Source organism: Thermoanaerobaculia bacterium (assembly GCA_035260525.1).
Classification (GTDB): domain Bacteria; phylum Acidobacteriota; class Thermoanaerobaculia; order UBA5066; family DATFVB01; genus DATFVB01.
This window is the reverse complement of record DATFVB010000152.1, coordinates 1-16,896: the sequence shown is the minus strand read 5'-3', so window position 1 is coordinate 16,896 and position 16,896 is coordinate 1. Positions and strand designations below refer to the sequence as shown.

17 protein-coding genes, 2 tRNA genes and 1 other RNA gene are annotated in these 16,896 nt (G+C 68.6%); 6 read left to right on the top strand and 14 right to left on the bottom strand.

The window, feature by feature from the left end:
* Positions 1-318: 318 nt before the first annotated feature.
* The 3 genes from pal to rpsT all read left to right on the top strand — a co-directional run bounded on the left by pal (position 319) and on the right by rpsT (position 2,055).
* Complete coding sequence (gene pal / locus VKH46_07140) at positions 319-870, top strand: peptidoglycan-associated lipoprotein Pal (protein HKB70603.1); 552 nt, start codon at positions 319-321, stop codon at positions 868-870.
* Complete coding sequence (gene ybgF, locus VKH46_07135) at positions 867-1,679, top strand: tol-pal system protein YbgF (protein HKB70602.1); 813 nt, start codon at positions 867-869, stop codon at positions 1,677-1,679. Before pal ends, ybgF begins: the two co-directional genes overlap by 4 nt.
* A 127-nt stretch (positions 1,680-1,806) precedes the next feature.
* Entirely contained in the window at positions 1,807-2,055 is a 249-nt protein-coding gene (rpsT, locus tag VKH46_07130) for a 30S ribosomal protein S20 (protein HKB70601.1), read from the top strand.
* Positions 2,056-2,160: 105 nt separating this feature from the next.
* On the opposite strand, the gene VKH46_07125 is transcribed toward rpsT, so the two are convergent.
* The 14 genes from VKH46_07125 to VKH46_07060 form a co-directional block, all read right to left on the bottom strand.
* Positions 2,161-3,018: a glycosyltransferase family 2 protein gene (locus tag VKH46_07125; protein HKB70600.1), complete on the bottom strand. Its 858-nt coding sequence runs from the start codon at positions 3,016-3,018 to the stop codon at positions 2,161-2,163.
* A complete protein-coding gene (locus VKH46_07120) occupies positions 3,011-3,796 on the bottom strand; it encodes a TIGR00282 family metallophosphoesterase (protein ID HKB70599.1) in 786 nt (261 codons plus the stop codon). Before VKH46_07120 ends, VKH46_07125 begins: the two co-directional genes overlap by 8 nt.
* A 261-nt stretch (positions 3,797-4,057) precedes the next feature.
* Positions 4,058-5,626 carry a ribonuclease Y gene (gene rny, locus VKH46_07115; GenBank protein ID HKB70598.1) on the bottom strand — a complete coding sequence of 523 codons (1,569 nt, stop codon included), beginning with the start codon at positions 5,624-5,626 and terminating at the stop codon, positions 4,058-4,060.
* Between the two features lie 47 nt (positions 5,627-5,673).
* Positions 5,674-5,855: non-coding RNA, 6S RNA (gene ssrS, locus VKH46_07110), on the bottom strand.
* A gap of 45 nt (positions 5,856-5,900) precedes the next feature.
* Complete coding sequence (locus VKH46_07105) at positions 5,901-6,200, bottom strand: cell division protein ZapA (protein HKB70597.1); 300 nt, start codon at positions 6,198-6,200, stop codon at positions 5,901-5,903.
* Positions 6,201-6,232: 32 nt separating this feature from the next.
* Complete coding sequence (locus tag VKH46_07100) at positions 6,233-6,529, bottom strand: hypothetical protein (protein HKB70596.1); 297 nt, start codon at positions 6,527-6,529, stop codon at positions 6,233-6,235.
* The gene (locus VKH46_07095) at positions 6,526-8,613 is read right to left on the bottom strand and encodes a phenylalanine--tRNA ligase subunit beta (GenBank protein HKB70595.1); all 2,088 of its coding nucleotides are present in this window, start codon (positions 8,611-8,613) and stop codon (positions 6,526-6,528) included. The genes VKH46_07100 and VKH46_07095 overlap by 4 nt, the downstream gene beginning before the upstream one ends.
* Positions 8,614-8,830: 217 nt before the next feature.
* Positions 8,831-9,892, bottom strand: coding sequence for a phenylalanine--tRNA ligase subunit alpha (pheS, locus tag VKH46_07090; protein HKB70594.1), 1,062 nt, complete (start codon positions 9,890-9,892; stop codon positions 8,831-8,833).
* Between the two features lie 25 nt (positions 9,893-9,917).
* Positions 9,918-10,280, bottom strand: a complete 363-nt coding sequence (rplT, locus tag VKH46_07085; GenBank protein HKB70593.1) for a 50S ribosomal protein L20 — start codon at positions 10,278-10,280, stop codon at positions 9,918-9,920.
* Between the two features lie 30 nt (positions 10,281-10,310).
* Positions 10,311-10,511 (bottom strand): 50S ribosomal protein L35, encoded by a 201-nt coding sequence (rpmI, locus tag VKH46_07080; protein HKB70592.1) that lies wholly within the window; start codon positions 10,509-10,511, stop codon positions 10,311-10,313.
* 198 nt (positions 10,512-10,709) lie between these two features.
* Complete coding sequence (gene infC, locus VKH46_07075) at positions 10,710-11,264, bottom strand: translation initiation factor IF-3 (GenBank protein HKB70591.1); 555 nt, start codon at positions 11,262-11,264, stop codon at positions 10,710-10,712.
* Positions 11,265-11,306: 42 nt separating this feature from the next.
* Positions 11,307-13,214 (bottom strand): threonine--tRNA ligase, encoded by a 1,908-nt coding sequence (gene thrS / locus VKH46_07070; GenBank protein HKB70590.1) that lies wholly within the window; start codon positions 13,212-13,214, stop codon positions 11,307-11,309.
* A gap of 58 nt (positions 13,215-13,272) precedes the next feature.
* Positions 13,273-13,349, bottom strand: a tRNA-Val gene (locus tag VKH46_07065).
* 16 nt (positions 13,350-13,365) lie between these two features.
* A tRNA-Val gene (locus tag VKH46_07060) sits at positions 13,366-13,441 on the bottom strand.
* 157 nt (positions 13,442-13,598) lie between these two features.
* Between VKH46_07060 and VKH46_07055 the strand changes: the two genes are divergently transcribed.
* The 3 genes from VKH46_07055 to VKH46_07045 all read left to right on the top strand — a co-directional run.
* On the top strand, positions 13,599-13,730 hold the full coding sequence (locus VKH46_07055) for a hypothetical protein (GenBank protein HKB70589.1): 132 nt from the start codon (positions 13,599-13,601) through the stop codon (positions 13,728-13,730).
* 18 nt (positions 13,731-13,748) lie between these two features.
* A complete protein-coding gene (locus VKH46_07050) occupies positions 13,749-15,827 on the top strand; it encodes a diguanylate cyclase (protein HKB70588.1) in 2,079 nt (692 codons plus the stop codon).
* Between the two features lie 221 nt (positions 15,828-16,048).
* Positions 16,049-16,896: hypothetical protein (locus tag VKH46_07045; GenBank protein ID HKB70587.1), on the top strand; the 848-nt coding region annotated here is incomplete at its 3' end.

Here is a 16,896-nt window from a genome sequence, read left to right as displayed (position 1 = left end):
GCCGCCTGGCGGCCCGAAGGATCTCGTTCTCAGTGGCGTCGCGGGTGAGCGCCCGCCTCGCCGAGGCTCCGGCGGGTGAGCTCCGGACTCCGGCCCGGACGGCGCCGGGGCATCCGGCCGCACGTCGCTATCCTCCCTCGCGCGACGCGGAACGAACCCTTGGCGCTGAAACGGCGCGCCGCCAGGCGCCGGGATGGCCGATCTGGCGCGTGAATCTTGCATTTTCGGCCGTCCTGCGGATTGAAAGCGAGCACGAATTTTGCTACGGTCAGAACCGTGAAACTACTCGGGAAATCGGCAACTTTGAGGAGGAATGAAATGCGGATGCATCGGAGTCTAAAGGTCGCCGCCGTGCTGGGAGCCGTCATCGCGCTCGCCGCCGGCTGCAAGAAGAAACCCCCCACGACGACTCCCGAGGCTGCGCCTCCTCCGCCTGCCGTCGAAGCGCCCGCGCCTCCCGCGCCGACGCCTCCCCCGTCCGCTCCGCGGGGAGAGGACGTGATGAGCGAGGACCTGCAGACCCTCAACTCGAAGGGATATCTCCAGGACGCGTTCTTCGACTTCGACAAGGCCGACCTCCGCGACGACGCGCGAACGGCGCTCGCTTCCGACGCCCAGTGGCTCAAGCAGTACGGCTCGATCCGGATTCTCGTCGAGGGGCACTGCGACGAGCGCGGGACGGAGGAGTACAACCTCTCTCTCGGCCAGAAGCGCGCTTCCGCGGTCAAGGAATACCTCGTCTCGCTCGGCATCGAAGGGTCCCGCGTGAACACGGTGTCTTACGGGAAGGCGCGGCCGTTCTGCACCGATCACGACGAAGCCTGCTGGCAGCAGAACCGCCGCGGTCACTTCGTGATCACCGGCAAGTGAGTCTCTTCCGCGATCCGCGGCGCTTTGCGCTCGCCGCTCTCGCCGCCGGGGCCGCCGTGTCGTTTGCGTGCGTCTCCTCGGACGACATCGACGGGCTTCACCGGCAGATGAACGACATCGAGCGGCAGATCCAGGCCGTCGAGAGCAAGTCGTCCTCGAAGGAAGAGGTCCAGAAGCTCAACGCCAGCGTGGCCCAGCAGACCAACCAGTTGCTCAAGTCCAACGCCGACACCGGCGTGAAGCTCGACGAGCTCTCCCGCCAGATCGAGGCGCTCCAGGCGAAGCTCGACGACACGAACCGGCGACTGGCGGAGGTCTCCCAGCAGATCGCCGCCGCGCCGGGCGGCGGGCCCGGCGCCCCTCTTTCGCCGTCGATCGGCGCTCCGCGTCCCAACGCGCCGCCGGCCGCGGCGGCCGGGGGCCCCAGCCCGCAGCAGCTCTACGACACGGCGTACGGCGACTACACGAAGGGGCGCTACGAGCTCGCCGTGGCGGGCTTCCAGGACTACATCGAGCGTTACCCTTCGACGGATCTTTCCGACAACGCGCAGTACTGGGTGGGCGAATCGCATTTCTCGGAGCGCAAGTTCGACGACGCGATCGGCGATTTCGACGCGTTGCTCAAGCGCTGGCCCAAGAGCGACAAGGCGGCGGCCGCGCTCTTGAAGAAGGGGCTGGCGCTCCAGGAGCTCAACCGCCGCGCCGAGGCGGTCGTCGCGCTGCAGTACGTCATCCACGAATATCCCGGTTCGGACGAGGCGCGTCTGGCCCGGCAACGACTGACGGCCCTGGGCGTCGAAGCCCGCTGAAACCGAGCGGGCGGCAAAGCCCGCGAAACGGGCGGGCGGAGCCCGCCGAACGGGCGGGCACCGAGCCCGCCGAATGGGCGGGCGCCGAGCCCGCCGGATGGATGCTAGAAAGGAAGTCTCGAACCCGATGGCCAACATCAAGTCCGCCAAGAAACGGATCCGCACGTCCGCGAAGAAGACGGCCCGGAACCGCCGCGTGAAGACAAAGCTCCGCCATGTGATCAAGAAGCACCGTTCCTCTCCCTCGGCGGAGACGCTGCCGGGCACGGCCTCCGAGATCGACCGCGCCGCGGCCAAGGGGGTCATCCACCCGAACACCGCCGCGCGCTACAAGTCGCGGCTGGCAAAGGCGACGAAGAGCCGGGCGTCGAGTTGAAGCGGACGCCAGGCGCCGCTTGACTCGACGCGGCGGGCGTTTGAGCGCCCGACGGCCTAACGCCCGCTCCGGCGGGCGTTTCCGTCTTCCTATCTCGGAGAGGAGCTATCTCGGAGAGGAAGGGGCGTCCGCGCCGGCGTTCTCGCGGCCCCAGGTCTCGGCGCTCTCGTCATAGGCCGGCAGCTCGAAGGCCCAGCCGTTGGCGCGGTAGCGCTGCCATTCCCACACCTTCGCCCACTTGAGAAACACGCCGTACGCCTGGAGCGCGCAAAGGACGAAACCGTGACGCCCGTCGAGGAAGCCGGCCTGGAGCACGTACATCCGGAAGAAACGCCACGCCGGACGCAGGCACAGCTCCGTCACGCCGGGGCTCTTCCCCCGCTTGAACGCCTCCGCCGCGCCCCACTCCGCGTACCGGTGGAACTTCTCGAGGTACTGCGAGAAGGAGCGGAACGTGTAGTGGAGGAGCGGCGCGGACAGCGTCGGCGTCGGCCCTTCGGGACGGATGTCGGCGTGAACGCGCCGGTTCGGATAGCGCGCGGAGCCCTTTCGGATGAGACGGACGACCTTGTCCGTCGACCATCCCGAGTGCCGGATGATCCGGTCGACGAAGATGTTCTGCCGGCGGATCGAATAGTGCTCGGCGTCGGGGCCCCGTTCGAGGAGTCCCATGATCTCGCGGGCGAGCTCGGCCGTGACGCGCTCGTCGGCGTCGACGATCAGGACCCACGGGTGAGCGGCCCGGTCCATCGCCCAGTTCTTCTGCGCCGCCGAGCCGAAGTACTCGTGCTGGACGACGCGAACGCCGGGGATCGCGCCGGCGATCTCGACGGTGCGGTCGGTCGAGAACGAATCGACGAGCAGCACCTCGTCGGCCCAGAGAACGCTCTCGAGGCACTCCTTGATGTTGATCTCCTCGTTGTAGGAGGTGACGATCGCCGACAGATGCGGCCGATCAGTCAATTCGGACCTGCCACCGCTCGATCGACTGCGCCCTCCCGCTCTGCTCGTCCACTTCGACCACCACCGACGAGAGCCGCACGTCGCGCTTGGCGGTCTCGAACGAGCGCGGGGTCTGCGCGAGGAATTTCTCGACGACCTTGTCCTTGTTGAAGCCGATCACGCCCTCGTAAGCCCCCGTCATCCCGACGTCGGTCAGGTATGCGGTGCCGCCGGGCCGGATCGTCTCGTCGGCGGTCGGGACGTGGGTGTGGGTCCCGACGACGGCCGAGACGCGCCCGTCGAGGTACCAGCCGAGCGCGTTCTTCTCGGAGGTCGCCTCGGCGTGGAAGTCCACGAAGACGACGCCGGCCTCCTTCTTCAGGGCGGGCAGCATCTCGTCGGCGATTCGGAAGGGAGAGTCGATGTTGGTCATGAAGACCTGACCCTGGAGGTTCAGCACCGCGACGGCGACCCCCGAGGCGGTCTTCTTCACGATGCTCCCGTGTCCCGGGTTCCCCTTCGGGTAGTTCGCCGGGCGCAGGACGTCGTCGAGCTCGTCGAGGCTCGGGAGGAAGTCCTTGCGGTCCCAGATGTGGTTGCCCGAGGAGAAGACGTCGATCGGGAGCTTCTTCAACTCGTCGTAGATATCGCGCGTCAGCCCGAAACCGCCGGCCGCGTTCTCGATGTTCACGATCGTGAAGTCGATCTTGCGGCGGTCGATCGTCTTCTCGAGCGCTTCCGAGAGCGCGCGCCGGCCGGGATTGCCGACGACGTCGCCGACGAAGAGGATTTTCACCATTGGGACACGAGGGTCTCGCCGCTCTGATCATCCGCTGAAGCATTTTCAGAAGTGACGCTCTCTGGGTTGCTGAACCGAACTGTCTGACCTGGGGGATGCATCCCCCAAGCCCCCTCTGGAGCTCCTGAATTCGCTCGTGCGGGGCAGCTCATCGCCGGAAAGCTGCCTGATTTCCCTCGCCCGCGCGCGGCGCCGCGGGAGAGGGTGGCCGCGCCGAAGTGCGCACGCGCGAGGCGGGCCGGGTGAGGGAAACGCGCGCGATCATCGAGCGTACTCCACCGCGCGCGTCTCGCGGATCACCGTCACCTTGATCTGTCCGGGATACTGGAGCTCCGTCTCGATCTTCTTGGCGACGTCCTTCGAGAGCCAGAGCGCCTCGTCGTCGGTGATCTTCGCCGCCTCGACGACGATGCGGAGCTCGCGTCCCGCCTGCACGGCAAACGCCTTCTGCACCCCCTTGAAACCGTCGGCGATGTGCTCGAGCTTCTCGAGGCGCTTCACGTAGGTCTCGAGGATCTCCCGCCGGGCGCCCGGACGCGCGGCCGAGAGGGCGTCGGCGCCGTTGACGAGCACCGCCTCGACGGACCGCGGCTCGTAGTCGCCGTGGTGGCATTCCATCGCGTGGATCACCGCGTCGCTCTCGCCGAACTTCTTCAGCACCTCGCGGCCGAGCTCGAGGTGCGTCCCCTCCATCTCGCGGTCGATCGCCTTGCCGACGTCGTGGAGGAGCCCCGCGCGCTTGGCCACGTCGACGTTGACCCCGAGCTCCGCGGCCATGTTCCCGGCGAGCCACCCGACCTCGCGCGAATGCTGGAGGACGTTCTGTCCGTACGACGTGCGGTACTTCAACCTTCCGAGGAGCTTGATGAGCTCGGGGTGGAGGTCGGGAATGCCGAACTCGAGCGCGACCGCCTCCCCTTCCTGCCGGATCTTCTCCCAGAGCTCGGCCCGCACCTTCTCGACGATCTCCTCGATGCGGGCGGGATGGATCCGCCCGTCGACGATCAGGCGCTGGATCGCCATGCGGGCGATCTCGCGCCGGACCGGCTCGAACGCCGAGAGGATGATCGCCTCCGGCGTGTCGTCGATGATGAGGTCGACGCCGGTCGCCGCCTCGAGGGCCCGGATGTTGCGCCCTTCGCGGCCGATGATCCTCCCCTTCAGGTCGTCCGAAGGGAGGTCGACGACGGAGACGGTTGCCTCGACGACCGTGTCCGACGCCATCCGCTGGATCGCCATCCCGATGATCCGTCGCGCCTTCTGCGTCGCGTTCTCGGAGGCTTCCTCCTCGATCCGGCGGATCAGGTGCGAGGCTTCGAGCCGCGCGTCGTTCTCGATCGACCGGATCAGGTTCTGCTTCGCCTGCTCCGCCGTGAGCCCGGAGATCGCCTCGAGCTTCCGGCGCTGCTCGTCGATCAGCTCCTTGAATTCCTCGTCCAGGCGGTCGATCTCCCCCTGCCGGCGCGCCAGATCCTTCTCGCGCTTGTCGAATTCGGCGCCGCGCTGCTCGATCTGGGCGAGCTTCCGGTCGAGGTTCTCTTCCTTCTGGGTCAGCCGCTTCTCGAGCGCGGCGATCTCCTGGCGCCGCCCGTTGGCCTGCTTGTCGAATTCCGCGCGGGCGGCGAGGATCTTCTCCTTCGCCTCGATGTCGGCCTCGCGGCGCTTCGCGTCGGCCTGCCGTTTGGCGTCTTCGAGCAGGCGCTCGGCCTCGCGCCGCGCCGCGTTCCGGATGCCGGAGGTCCGGCGACTGACCAGGAGGGAGAAGATCACGGTGGCGACGATCGCGGCCGCGATACCCGCCACGAGGGCGATCACCAGTGTTCCATCCATCGCGTTTCTCCAGGACGACCCGGAGCGCCGCGGGAGCGGGAATCGAGGGAGGTCCCGCGTTGGCCGTGTGTCAGTCGACTTGAACCTGTCTCAGACAGGTGGGTGCCCGAAAGGCGAAGTTTAGTTTCCCGGCGTCACCGGGACGTCACCGCTCCGCCGGAAGTCAAGCTCCCGAATAATGAATGTTGGTTCAAGAGTGACTTTTCCATCACAAACCAAGCAGGACCAGCCTCTTTCCCTATTCTCCCGTTTCCCGAGCCGGCTCGAAAGCGGCTCATCGTGCCTCCAGGGCGTCGTCGAGTTTCTTTATGAGGCGCTCCACCCTCGCTTTCGCGTTGGCCGGATCGCCCTGACTCCTTCTCTCCCGTTGGTAGAGGTCGTCCGAAATGTTCAACGCCGCCAGAATCGCGATCTTGGCGGAATCGACCGTGGCCGCCCGCTCGGCCACCTCTCGCATCTTACCATCGACGAACCGGGCGAGCTCCCGGACGTACGAGCTGTCGCTATCGGCGCGGACGGTGTACGTCTGGCCGTAGATCTCGACTTGCGTGACGTTGGCCCGGTCTTCCGCCATGGCCCGTGTTCCTCTCCGGAAGAGTATAAGGGCTAAACCTTAGAAGCGTCAATCGTTTCCAACGTCTCGATCAGGCGGCCGAGCCTCTCCCTGACCTTTTCGTTTTCCGCTTCGTGCCGCGCGAGCTCGGCCGCGAGCTCTTCCTCGCGTTTGGCGGACTTGCGCGCGGAGGCGATCTCGGCCTTCGCCTTCTCGATCTCGGCCTCGCGCTCGGCGAGCTTCGCCTTGAGCCTGCCGTTCTCCTCCGTCGCCGAGCGGTACTTTTCGAGGACCCGCTCCACGCGCTTCTCGAGGGAGTCGAAGATCTTGCTGTTCTCTGCGGTCGTCATGCTTTCACTCCGAATTTCTGCTGCCACGTTTCCATGAGCCGGTCGCGCTCACGATTGACCTCTTCCTGGGACAGGGTCCGGTCGGGAGCGCGGAAGGTGAGACGAACGGTGACGTTGCGGGATTCCGGCCGGGCCGGATCGACGTAGAGCTTGAGGAGCACCGCCTCCTCGAGATGCGCGAGCCGCGCCGCGCCGATCGCCGCCTCGACGTCGCTCCACGTCACGCCGGGGCCGCACGACACCGTCACGTCGACGTCGGCCGCCGGAAACCGGGAGTACTCCGCATGGCGGACCGGCCGGCGGGCGCGGGAGAGCGCGCCGAGGTCGAGCTCGGCGACGACGACCGCCGCCGGGAGCGCCATCTCGCCGCGCCATCCTTCCGGGATTCTTCCGAGGACGCCCGCCGGGCGGCCCGCGACCGATACGCGAAGCGCCGCCGAGGCTGCCAACGCGTCCGCGACCTCGCTCTCGAAGAGCGGCTCTTCCCCGGAGACGGCGAGGACGAGCCGTCGGACGATCCCCTTCGCGTCGAGGAGGTCGACCGGCCGCACCGGGTACGCCTCCGGCGCCTCGCCCGCGAGCGCCGCCGCGAAGTGCCGGCTCTCGATTTCCGTCGGATCGGCGCCGGCGGGCGCGGGCCGGTCCCACACCCTTCCGACCTCGAAGAGCGCGATCGAACGCCGTCCGGCGCGGTGGTTGGCCGAAACCGACTCGAGGAGCCCCGGGAGGAGCAGACGGCGCAGACAGGGGCGCCCGGCGTCGAGCGGATTCGTCACCCGGAGCGGTTCCGGGCGGTACGCCTCCTTCCCGAGCAGGTTACCCGGCCGCGAATCCGCCCCGGGTCCGACGAAGGGGAAATTCATCGCCTCGAAGAGCCCCGCTTCGCGAGCCTCGTCGGCGGCGCGGTCGTCGATCTCGCGCGGCGCGGGCGCGCCGGCGGAGAGGTAGAGCGGCGAGAGGGCTTCCGCCGGCGGGAGCGCGAACGGGATCTTCGAATATCCGTGGATGCGCGCCACCTCCTCGACCAGGTCCTCCTCGATCGCGACGTCCGGACGCCACGACGGCACCGCCGCGTCGAGCGCGTCGCCGGCGAGCCTCACGCCGAAGCCGAGGCGCTCGAGGATCCCGGCCGCGCGCGCGAGGGAAAGATCGGAAAGCCCCGTCAGACCGGCCAGCCGGGCGAGCCGGAGCCGCACGACGCGGGGGACGAACCGCGCCGGATACACGTCGACCTCGCCGGCGAGAAGCTCCCCCCCCGCGCTCTCGAGCACGAGCGCCGACGCGAGCGCCAGCCCGTCGGGGATCGCCTCGACGTCGGCGCCGCGCTCGTAACGGTGGGAGGCGTCCGTGTGGAGGCCGTGGCGCCGCGCCGTGCGCCGGATCGAAACGGGATCCCACCAGGCCGCCTCGAGCAGCACGTTGCGCGTCCGGCCGGGCACGATCGCGGAATCGACGCCGCCGATGACGCCGGCGAGCGAGAGGGCCCGGCGCTCGTCGGCGACGACGACGTCCTCCGGATGGAGCTCCCGCTCGACCCCGTCGAGGCAGCGGAGCTTCTCCCCCGCCTTCGCGAGCCGGACGATCAGCCGGCCGCCCGCGACGCGGTCCGCGTCGAAGGCGTGGAGCGGCTGGCCGAGCCCCCAGAGCGAGATGTTCGTCGCGTCGACCGCGGCGTCGATCGACTTGAGCCCCAGAGCGTCCATGCGCCGCCGCCAGAGCGCCGGGGAGGCCGCCGGCGATATCCCGCGAATCATCCGCGCGGCGAACCGGCGGCAACGGTCCGGCACCTCGACGGAAACCGCCGCGTGCTCCCCGACGGGCGGCCCGGAAGCCGCGGGCGCGGGTGCGCGCCAGCCCTCGAACCGCACGCCGAGCGCGGCCGCGACGTCGCGCGCGAAACCGCGGTGGTTCATCGCGTCCGGGCGGTTGGGAGTGACGTCGGCGTCGAAGACGGTATCGCCCGAAGGCGTCCGCTCGACCGTCCCGATCTCGAGCCCGATCTCGTTGGCGGTGTCGGCGATCTCCCCCGCGTCGACCGAGTCGAGATGCGCGTAGTCGCCCATCCAGTCGAGGGAGAACTTCACGACCTCGCCCCGGCGCTCGCGAGCGGCGGGCTCGCCCCCTCACCGGCCCGCCACCGGCGGGCATCCTCTCCCGAACGGGAGAGGTATCGTTGCGGCGTCACGGCGGTGACGCGACTCCACTCCGCGCCACCCCTCTCCAGATGGAGAGGGGAAGAGAGGACAGCGGACGCGCTCATCGCGGCCGCGACTCCGTGCTCCGATACTCCTCGTCGCGGATTCACCCGGCGCTCCGGAACTGCCGCAGGAACCGCAGGTCGTTCTCGAAGAAGAGGCGCAGGTCGGGAACGCCGTATTTCAGCAACGCGAGGCGGTCGACGCCGGTGCCGAACGCGAACCCGGAATACACCTCCGGGTCGACGCCGCAGACGCGGAGGACGTGCGGGTGCACCATCCCGGCGCCGAGGATCTCGATCCATCCCGAGCCCTTGCAGATCCGGCATCCGGCTCCGCCGCACAGGAAGCAGGTCATCGCCGCCTGCGCGCCCGGCTCGACGAAGGGGAAGTAGGAGCAGGTGAAGCGGACCTTCGTGTCCCGTCCGAAGAGTCCCTGCAGGAAGGCCTCGATCGTCCCCTTCAGGTGCGCCATCGTGATCCCGCGGTCGACGACGAGCCCCTCGATCTGGTGGAAGACCGGCGAGTGCGTCGCATCGACCTCGTCCTTGCGGTAGACGCGCCCGGGGCAGAGGACGCGGATCGGCGCGCCGTGGGCGGTCAGCGCCCGGATCTGGACCGGAGAGGTGTGCGTGCGGAGCAGGTACTCGGGCTGGCCGTTGGGGCCGTCCGCGGACACCAGGAGAGTGTCCTGCGTGTCGCGGGCCGGATGGTCCGGCGGGAAGTTCAGCGCGGCGAAGTTGAAGAAGTCCGTCTCGAGCTCCGGCCCGTCGGCGATCGAGAACCCGAGCCGCACGAACACGCTCTCGATCTGGCGCCGGACGGCCGTGAGCGGGTGCAGACCGCCGAGCGGAGACGGACGCCCCGGGAGCGTGACGTCGATCTCGTCCCGGGCGGCGCGCGCGGCGGCTTCGGCGGCGCGCACGCGCTCTTCGCAGACCGCGAGGCCGGCCTCGATCTCGCGCTTGGCCTCGTTGGCGCGCTTTCCGAACTCCGCCTTCCCGGGGCCGGAGAGCTCCTTCAGGCGCGCGAAGAGCGCCGGAACGAGGCCGTGGTCCCGGTTGACGTACTTCCCCTTCAGCGCCTCGTACGCGGGGCGCGAGGAAACGCCGGCGGCGTCCCGCCGGAACGCGGCGAGCAGATCGCCGATCGCCTCCGGATCCGTCATGCGATCCGTCCGTCCCCGGCGCCGCCTACGCGGGCTGGAGCGCTTTCTTGGCGACCGAGACGAGGTGCGTGAAGGCGCCCGGGTCGGAGACCGCGATCTCCGACAGCATCTTCCGGTTGATGTCGCTTCCCGATTTCTTCAGTCCGTCCATCAGGCGGCTGTAGGTGATGTCGTTCTCGCGCGCGGCGGCGTTGATCCGGACGATCCACAGCCCCCGGAAATCGCGCTTCTTCGCCTTGCGGTCGCGGTAGGCGTAGGCGAGCGACTTCTCGACCTGCTGTTTGGCGATCCGGTACGACTTCGATTTCGTGCCGTAGTAGCCCTTGGCGAGCTTCAGCACCTTGGCGCGGCGGTTCTTTCTCTTGGGTCCTCTTTTGACGCGGGGCATCTCTCTCCTCCGATGCGGTTTCGGGACCGGTTACTTCGAGTACGGGAGCATCTCGCGGACGCCCGGCGTGTCGGCCTTCGACACCATCGTCGCCTGGTCGAGGTCGCGCTTGCGCCCCGAGGCTTTCTTCGTCAGGATGTGGCTCTTGTAAGCCTTCCCCCGCTTGAACTTGCCGGACGCGGTCTTCTTGAACCGCTTGGCCGCCCCGCGGTGGGTCTTCAGTTTCGGCATGGTTGTTGTCCTCTTCGGAGCGCCGGGTTGAGCGGCTCTGCCGCTTCAACTCGGCGCCTCTATCTTGTCAACGGCCCCTGTTCTCAACGGCCGAGTTAAGCGGATCTGCCGCTTCAACTCGGCGCCTCTATCTTGTCAACGGCCCCTGTTCTCGACGGCCGAGTTAAGCGGCTCTGCCGCTTCAACTCGGCGCCCAATCTATTCGACGGCTCCGGCCGGGACGGCCCCCTTGCCGGGCTTGACGGGTTTCTCGATCGTCTTCACGGGACCGAGGATCTGGTGCATGCGGTTCCCCATCAACTCCGGGGACGACTCGGCGATGGCCCGGCCCTTGAGCTCCTCGACGAGCCGGCGCAGGACCTTCAGCCCGTTTTCGCGGCGCGCCATCTCGCGCCCGCGGAACTGGACGGTCGCCTTGACCTTGTCGCCGTGCTCCAGGAACCGAAGAATGCTCGCCTTCTTGAACTCGTAGTCGTGCTCGTCGATGTTGGGCCGGAACTTCACTTCCTTGACCTGCGTGACCTTCTGCTTCTTCTTCGAATCGTGCTGCTTCTTCTTCTGCTGGTAGACGAACTTTCCGAAGTTCATGATCCGGCAGACCGGCGGATTCGCGGTCGGGGCGATCTCCACGAGGTCGAGACCCGCCAGCTTGGCCCGGTCGTGCGCTTCCTGCATTCCGACGACGCCGAGAGGCTCGCCGTCGGCGTCGATCAGACGCACTTCCTTCCACCGGATCTGCTCGTTGATACGAATGCTCTTTTTGTCGATCGAAGACCTCCTATCGAAGGGAATCTATCATTCGCGCCGGGCCACTTCGCCCGCCAGCGCGGCGGAAAACTCGTCCAGGGAGCGGGAGCCGAGGTCCCCCGCCTTGCGCTTGCGCGGCGAGACCGATCCGGTCGCCTGCTCGCGCTCCCCCACGATCAGCATGTACGGAATCTTCTGGAGCTCGGCGTGGCGGATGCGCGCGCCGAGCTTCTCGTTGCGGTCGTCCGACTCGACGCGGAACCCGTCGGCCGCCAGACGCGCGGCGACCGAGCGGGCGTACTCGGCGAACTTGTCGGAGACCGGGATCACGACGGCCTGCACGGGAGCCAGCCACACCGGGAAGTCGCCGGCCGTGTGCTCGATCAGGATCCCGAGGAACCGCTCGACCGATCCGAGGATCGCCCGGTGCAGGACGACGGGCCGGTGCCTGGCGCCGTCCTCGCCGACGTACGTCAGGTCGAAGTTCTCCGGCTGGGAAAAGTCGACCTGGAGCGTGCCGAGCTGCCAGTACCGGCCGATCGCGTCCTTGACCTGGAAGTCGAGCTTCGGCCCGTAAAAGGCGCCGTCGCCGGCGTTGACGAAGAACTCCCGCCCGCGCTTCTCGAAGGCCTCCGCGAGCGCCCGTTCCGCCTTCTCCCAATTCTCGGGCCGGCCCATGAATTTCTCCGGACGGGTCCCGAGCCCGACCCGCACGTCGGTGAAGCCGAAAGTCGCGTACACCTCGTCGATGAAGTCGATGAATCGGTCCATCTCCGCCGGCATCTGGTCGATCGTGCAGAAAATGTGCGAGTCGTCCTGCGAGAACGTGCGCACGCGCGTCAGCCCCTGTGTCACCCCCGACCGTTCGTAGCGGTGGAGCCTCCCGAAATCGGCGTACCGCACCGGGAGGTCGCGGTAGGAGAACGCCTGCGAGGCGTACATCAGGTAGTGGCCCGGGCAGTTCATCGGCTTCACGCCGAATTCCCGCTCGTCGATCTCCGTGAAGTACATGTTCTCCCTGTAGTTCTCGTAGTGGCCCGACGTCTTGAAGAGCTCGGCGTCGAAGATCTGCGGCGTGATCACCTCGCGGTACCCGTACTTGCGGTAGAGCTCCCGGACGTACCCCAGCAGCAGGTTGTAGAGCGTCGCTCCCTTCGGGTGGAAGAAGGGGGAAGCCGGCGCCCACGGGTGGAACGAAAAGAGGTCGAGCTCGCGCCCGAGCTTGCGGTGGTCGCGCGCCTTCGCGTCCTCGAGCTGCTTGAGATGGGCGTCGAGCTCGGCCTGCGTCAGGAACGACGCGCCGTAGATCCGCTGGAGCATGGGGTTGTGCTCGTCCCCCTTCCAGTAGGCGCCCGCCGTGTGCGTGAGCTTGAAGACGCCGAGCTTTCCCGTCGACGGGACGTGAGGGCCGCGGCAGAGGTCGATGAAGTCCTTCTGCCGGTAGCAGGAGACACGGTCCTCCGGGATTCCGCGGATGATCTCGACCTTGAGCGTGTCGCCCTGCGCCTCGAAGATCCGGATCGCCTCCTCCTTTGACATCTCGATCCGCTCGACCGCGTTGTCCTCGGCGACGATCTTCCGCATCTCCGCTTCGATGGCGGCGAGATCCTCGGGCGTGAAGGGCCGACCCGGGTCGAAGTCGTAGTAATACCCGTTCTCGATCGCCGGGCCGATCCCGATCTTGACGTCCGGGAAGAGGCGCTTGACCGCGTTGGCCGTCAGGTGCGCCGTCGAGTGGCGGTAGAGGTCGAGCGCGTCGGGAGACTTCGGCGTGACGATCTCGAGACGCGCGTCGCGCTCGACCGGCCGCGAAAGGTCGACGACCTTGCCGTCGACCTTCCCCGCGAGCGCGGACTTGGCGAGGCCCGGCCCGATCGCGCGGGCGATCTGTCCGACCGTCGTGCCCGCCGGCACCGCCTTGACGGCGCCGTCGGGGAGCGTCACCTGGATGTCCAACGAGCCTCCTGAAAACGAAAAAACGCGAGTCGCCTCGCGTCGAAAATCCCTTCGCCGATGGTAGGCGCTGGCGGGATCGAACCGCCGACCTCTTCCGTGTGAAGGAAGCGCTCTCCCAAGCTGAGCTAAGCGCCTGAACGCCCCGGGCGGTTGGTAGGCTCGAGCGGGTTCGAACCGCTGACCCCTACCGTGTCGAGGTAGTGCTCTACCAGCTGAGCTACGAGCCTAAATCGGGCTGCCGGCCGGAAGCCGCGAAGCATTTCAAGATCCGGCCCTCGTCCCATTCGATCACAAAGAGCGACCGCCTGCCGCGGGGAAGGCGGAGGTTAGCAGAGAGAGCCTCGATTTTCAACACGTTGCCCGTGTTAGCATTGCCGGAAACCAATGGCTCTCCTCTCCCTCGATACCCTGGATCGGATGTCCCGGCGGGCGGCGGCCGCGTTCTCGCGCCGGATCGCGCTCGAGGACGGCCGGATCGCATCGGGTCTCCGGCTCGTCGCCGCCCGGAAGAAGTAGCGCATCCATTCCGACGCGATGTTTCAGAACCTCTTTTCCGTCCCGGACTTCGCCGGCTCGCTCGAGGACGTGCCGGTCGCCGAGCTGATGGGCGCGATCGTCCGCCGCAAGGTGAGCGGGACGCTGACCCTCGAGAAACGGGACGAGGTCCGGACGTTTTTCTTCTCCCGGGGCGAGCTCCGGCTCGCGATCTCGTCACGCCCCGAGCAGCGCCTCGGCGCCTTCCTGCGCAATCGCGGACAGCTCACGGAGGCGCAGCTCGCCGAGGCGCTGGCGACGGCGAATCGCCGCGATAACGTCTATTTCGGCGAGATCCTCCTCGAGAAGGGGTGGATCGCGCCGGAAGCGCTCGTCGCGGAGGTCCGGCGGCTCACCGAACGCATCGTGCAGATGACGTTCCCGTGGTCCCGCGGGCGGTTTCGATTCGCGCCGCGCGAGAAGGCGCTCGACCCGCGGCTCGGGCTCGACCTCGACACGGCGGCGCTGCTCTTCGACGGAGTCGCCCGCCTGCCCGAGAGCGAGCGTTTTTCGGAGCGGCTCGGCGATCGGGCGTCGGTTCCGTACCGCAGCGCCGCGGGGCCGTCCCCCCTCCGGCCGAATTCGCCGGCGGGTCTCTTCCTCTCCCGCATCGACGGAAAGACGACCTGCGGCGAGCTGATCGCGTCGGGCCCCGGCAATCCCGCCAACGCGGCGAAGCTCCTCTACGGGTTCCGCTGCGCCGGATGGGTCCGCTGGCCGGACGACGGATCGGCCGAGCCCTTCGATCGCGAGCGGTTCGAGGAGACGTGGCGCCGGATCGACTGGATCTCGCACTACGAGCTCCTCGGCGTGGCGCCCGGCGCCTCCGACGAGGAGATCCGCCTCGCCCTCGAGAAGGCGCGGGAGACGCTCGACGGCGCGCCGGAGCTCGAGGAGCCCGCGCTCGCGCGCAAGAGGGACGCGGTTCGCGCGAGGATCTCGGAAGCCGGGGAGACGCTCGCCGACCGCGCGCGCCGCGCGGCGTACGACCGCGAGCTCTCCGGCGCGATCGCGATCGCGGCGGCGAGCGACGGCGGGGACGCCGCGGTCCGGCGCGAGAGCGCGGTGTCGAGCTACCGCCGCGCGAAGGAGCTCATCCAGGAGCGCGACTTCTACCCCGCCGTGAAGATGCTCGAGCAGGCGGTCCGCTGGGCGCCCGAGATCGCCGAATACCGATACCTGCTCGGGGTGACCCAGCGCAAGAACCCGATGTGGAAAGAGCGCGCGATCGCGAGCCTGCGCGAGGCCGCCCGCCTCGACCCCTCCCGCGCGGATATCTCGACCGCGCTCGCCGACGCGCTGCTGGATCGCAAGGCGGTCGAGGAAGCGGCGCCGTACGTCGAGCGCGCCCGCGCCGTCCCGGGGCACGGCGATCTCGCGGCGCCTCTCCAATCGCGGCTCGACCAGAGCCGTGCGGAGGCGCCGCCGGCGCCCGAGCCGAAGACCGGCCTGTGGGAGCGTTTCTGGAAGCGAACCGATACCGTCCGCGACCTCGAAGAGCGCGCGCGCGAGCTCGAGCGGCAGGGCCGCGAGCTCGCCGCCGCCAACGAGAACCTGAAGCAGCTCTCGCTCGTCGACGGCTTGACCGGGGTCGGCAACCGCCGCCGATTCGACGCCGGGCTCGCGCAGGAGTGGGCGCGAGCCGTCAAGGAGCGCGCTCCGATCTCGGTCGTCATGATCGACGTCGACCACTTCAAGGCGTTCAACGACGCGCTCGGCCACCAGAGCGGCGACCAGCATCTGCAGACGGTCGCCCGGGCGCTCGCCGAGGTCGTGCAGCGCGAGGAGGACGTCCTCGCCCGCTACGGCGGCGAGGAATTCGCCGTCGTGCTCCGCTCTTCCGGGCCCGCCGAGGCCTCGACGCTGGCGGAGGAGTTCCGCCGGAAGGTCGAGCGGCTTCACCTGCGCCATCCGGCGTCGCCCGACGGCCACTTCCTCACCGTGAGCGTCGGTGTCGCGACCGGGACGCCGCGCGCCGGCTTCTCCCCTTCGGCGCTCCTCGCCGCCGCCGACCAGGCGCTGTACAAGTCGAAGAGGAACGGTCGGAATCGGGTCACCGCAGTCGACTCCGCCTTTTAGAGGCGGGCGCGGACCATAGCTCGAGCGAATACGGGCGCGTGCAGCCCGCGGCGCCCTCGACGTACGTCACAGTACGCCTTCGGGCGCCGCGGTCTCCCCGCATCCCGTCTCGCTCGGCTCTGGCCGCGCCTCGGACTCTTCAGAACCGATCGACGAGCCGCGGAGCGCGACCAGAGAGACTCGCTGCCGACGTCACGGCCGCCCCCGCGCTATCATCCGGCGTGTCCCCCGAAAGCGCGACTGAGCCCGAACCGACGCGGGAGCCGCGCGTCGCGGCGGCGCTGCTGCTCGTCGCCAACGTGCTCTTCTTCTGGCCGGTCCTGTTTCACGGACGCGTCTTCTCTTCCCACGGCGCCGTGAACGCGGTGTATCCGTGGCACGCGGACGACGGCGATCCGCGAAACGCGCTGCTCGCCGATCCCGCTTCCGCGGGCGCCCCGTTCCTCCGGGAGCTGCCGGAAAGGATCCTCTGGAATCGCTCCGCGGCCGGAGGAGCGCCGGGCGCCGTGAACATCGTCCAGGGCTTCCTTTCCCCGTTCGCGTGGGTGCCGGCGCTGCTCCTTCCGGAAGCCGCGGTCGAGACCGGGATCCTGTTCCTGAAATTGAACGCGGGATTTTTCTTCCTGTTCGTGTACCTGCGCCGGCACGGCCTCTCGGAAACGGCGGCTTCGTGCGGCGCGGCGGCATGGGGATGGAGCGGCGCCCAGTCGGCCTGGTGGCTCTGGATGCAGAGCTCCGTCACGATTGCGATTCCTCTCCTTCTCCTCGCCCTGGACCGGGCGCGCCACGACGCGCGGTTCTCGCGCGCGATCGCCCTCTCCTCGCTGCTCCTCGTCGTCTATCTCTCGGGCGGCTATCCGTTCATGATCCTCTTCGGCGGCGCGGCAGGCGCCGCTTACGCGCTCGGCGCCGCGTGGCGCCGCCCGGCGGCGGAGTCGTGGCGCGCGGCGGGCCGGATCGCCGCGTCGGGAGCGCTCGCCCTGGGCCTCCTCCTCCCCGCCATCCTCGTCTCCGCCCGGATGATCCGCGCGTCGGGACAGGTCGCGGCGCGCGCGGGTCTCGCCGACGA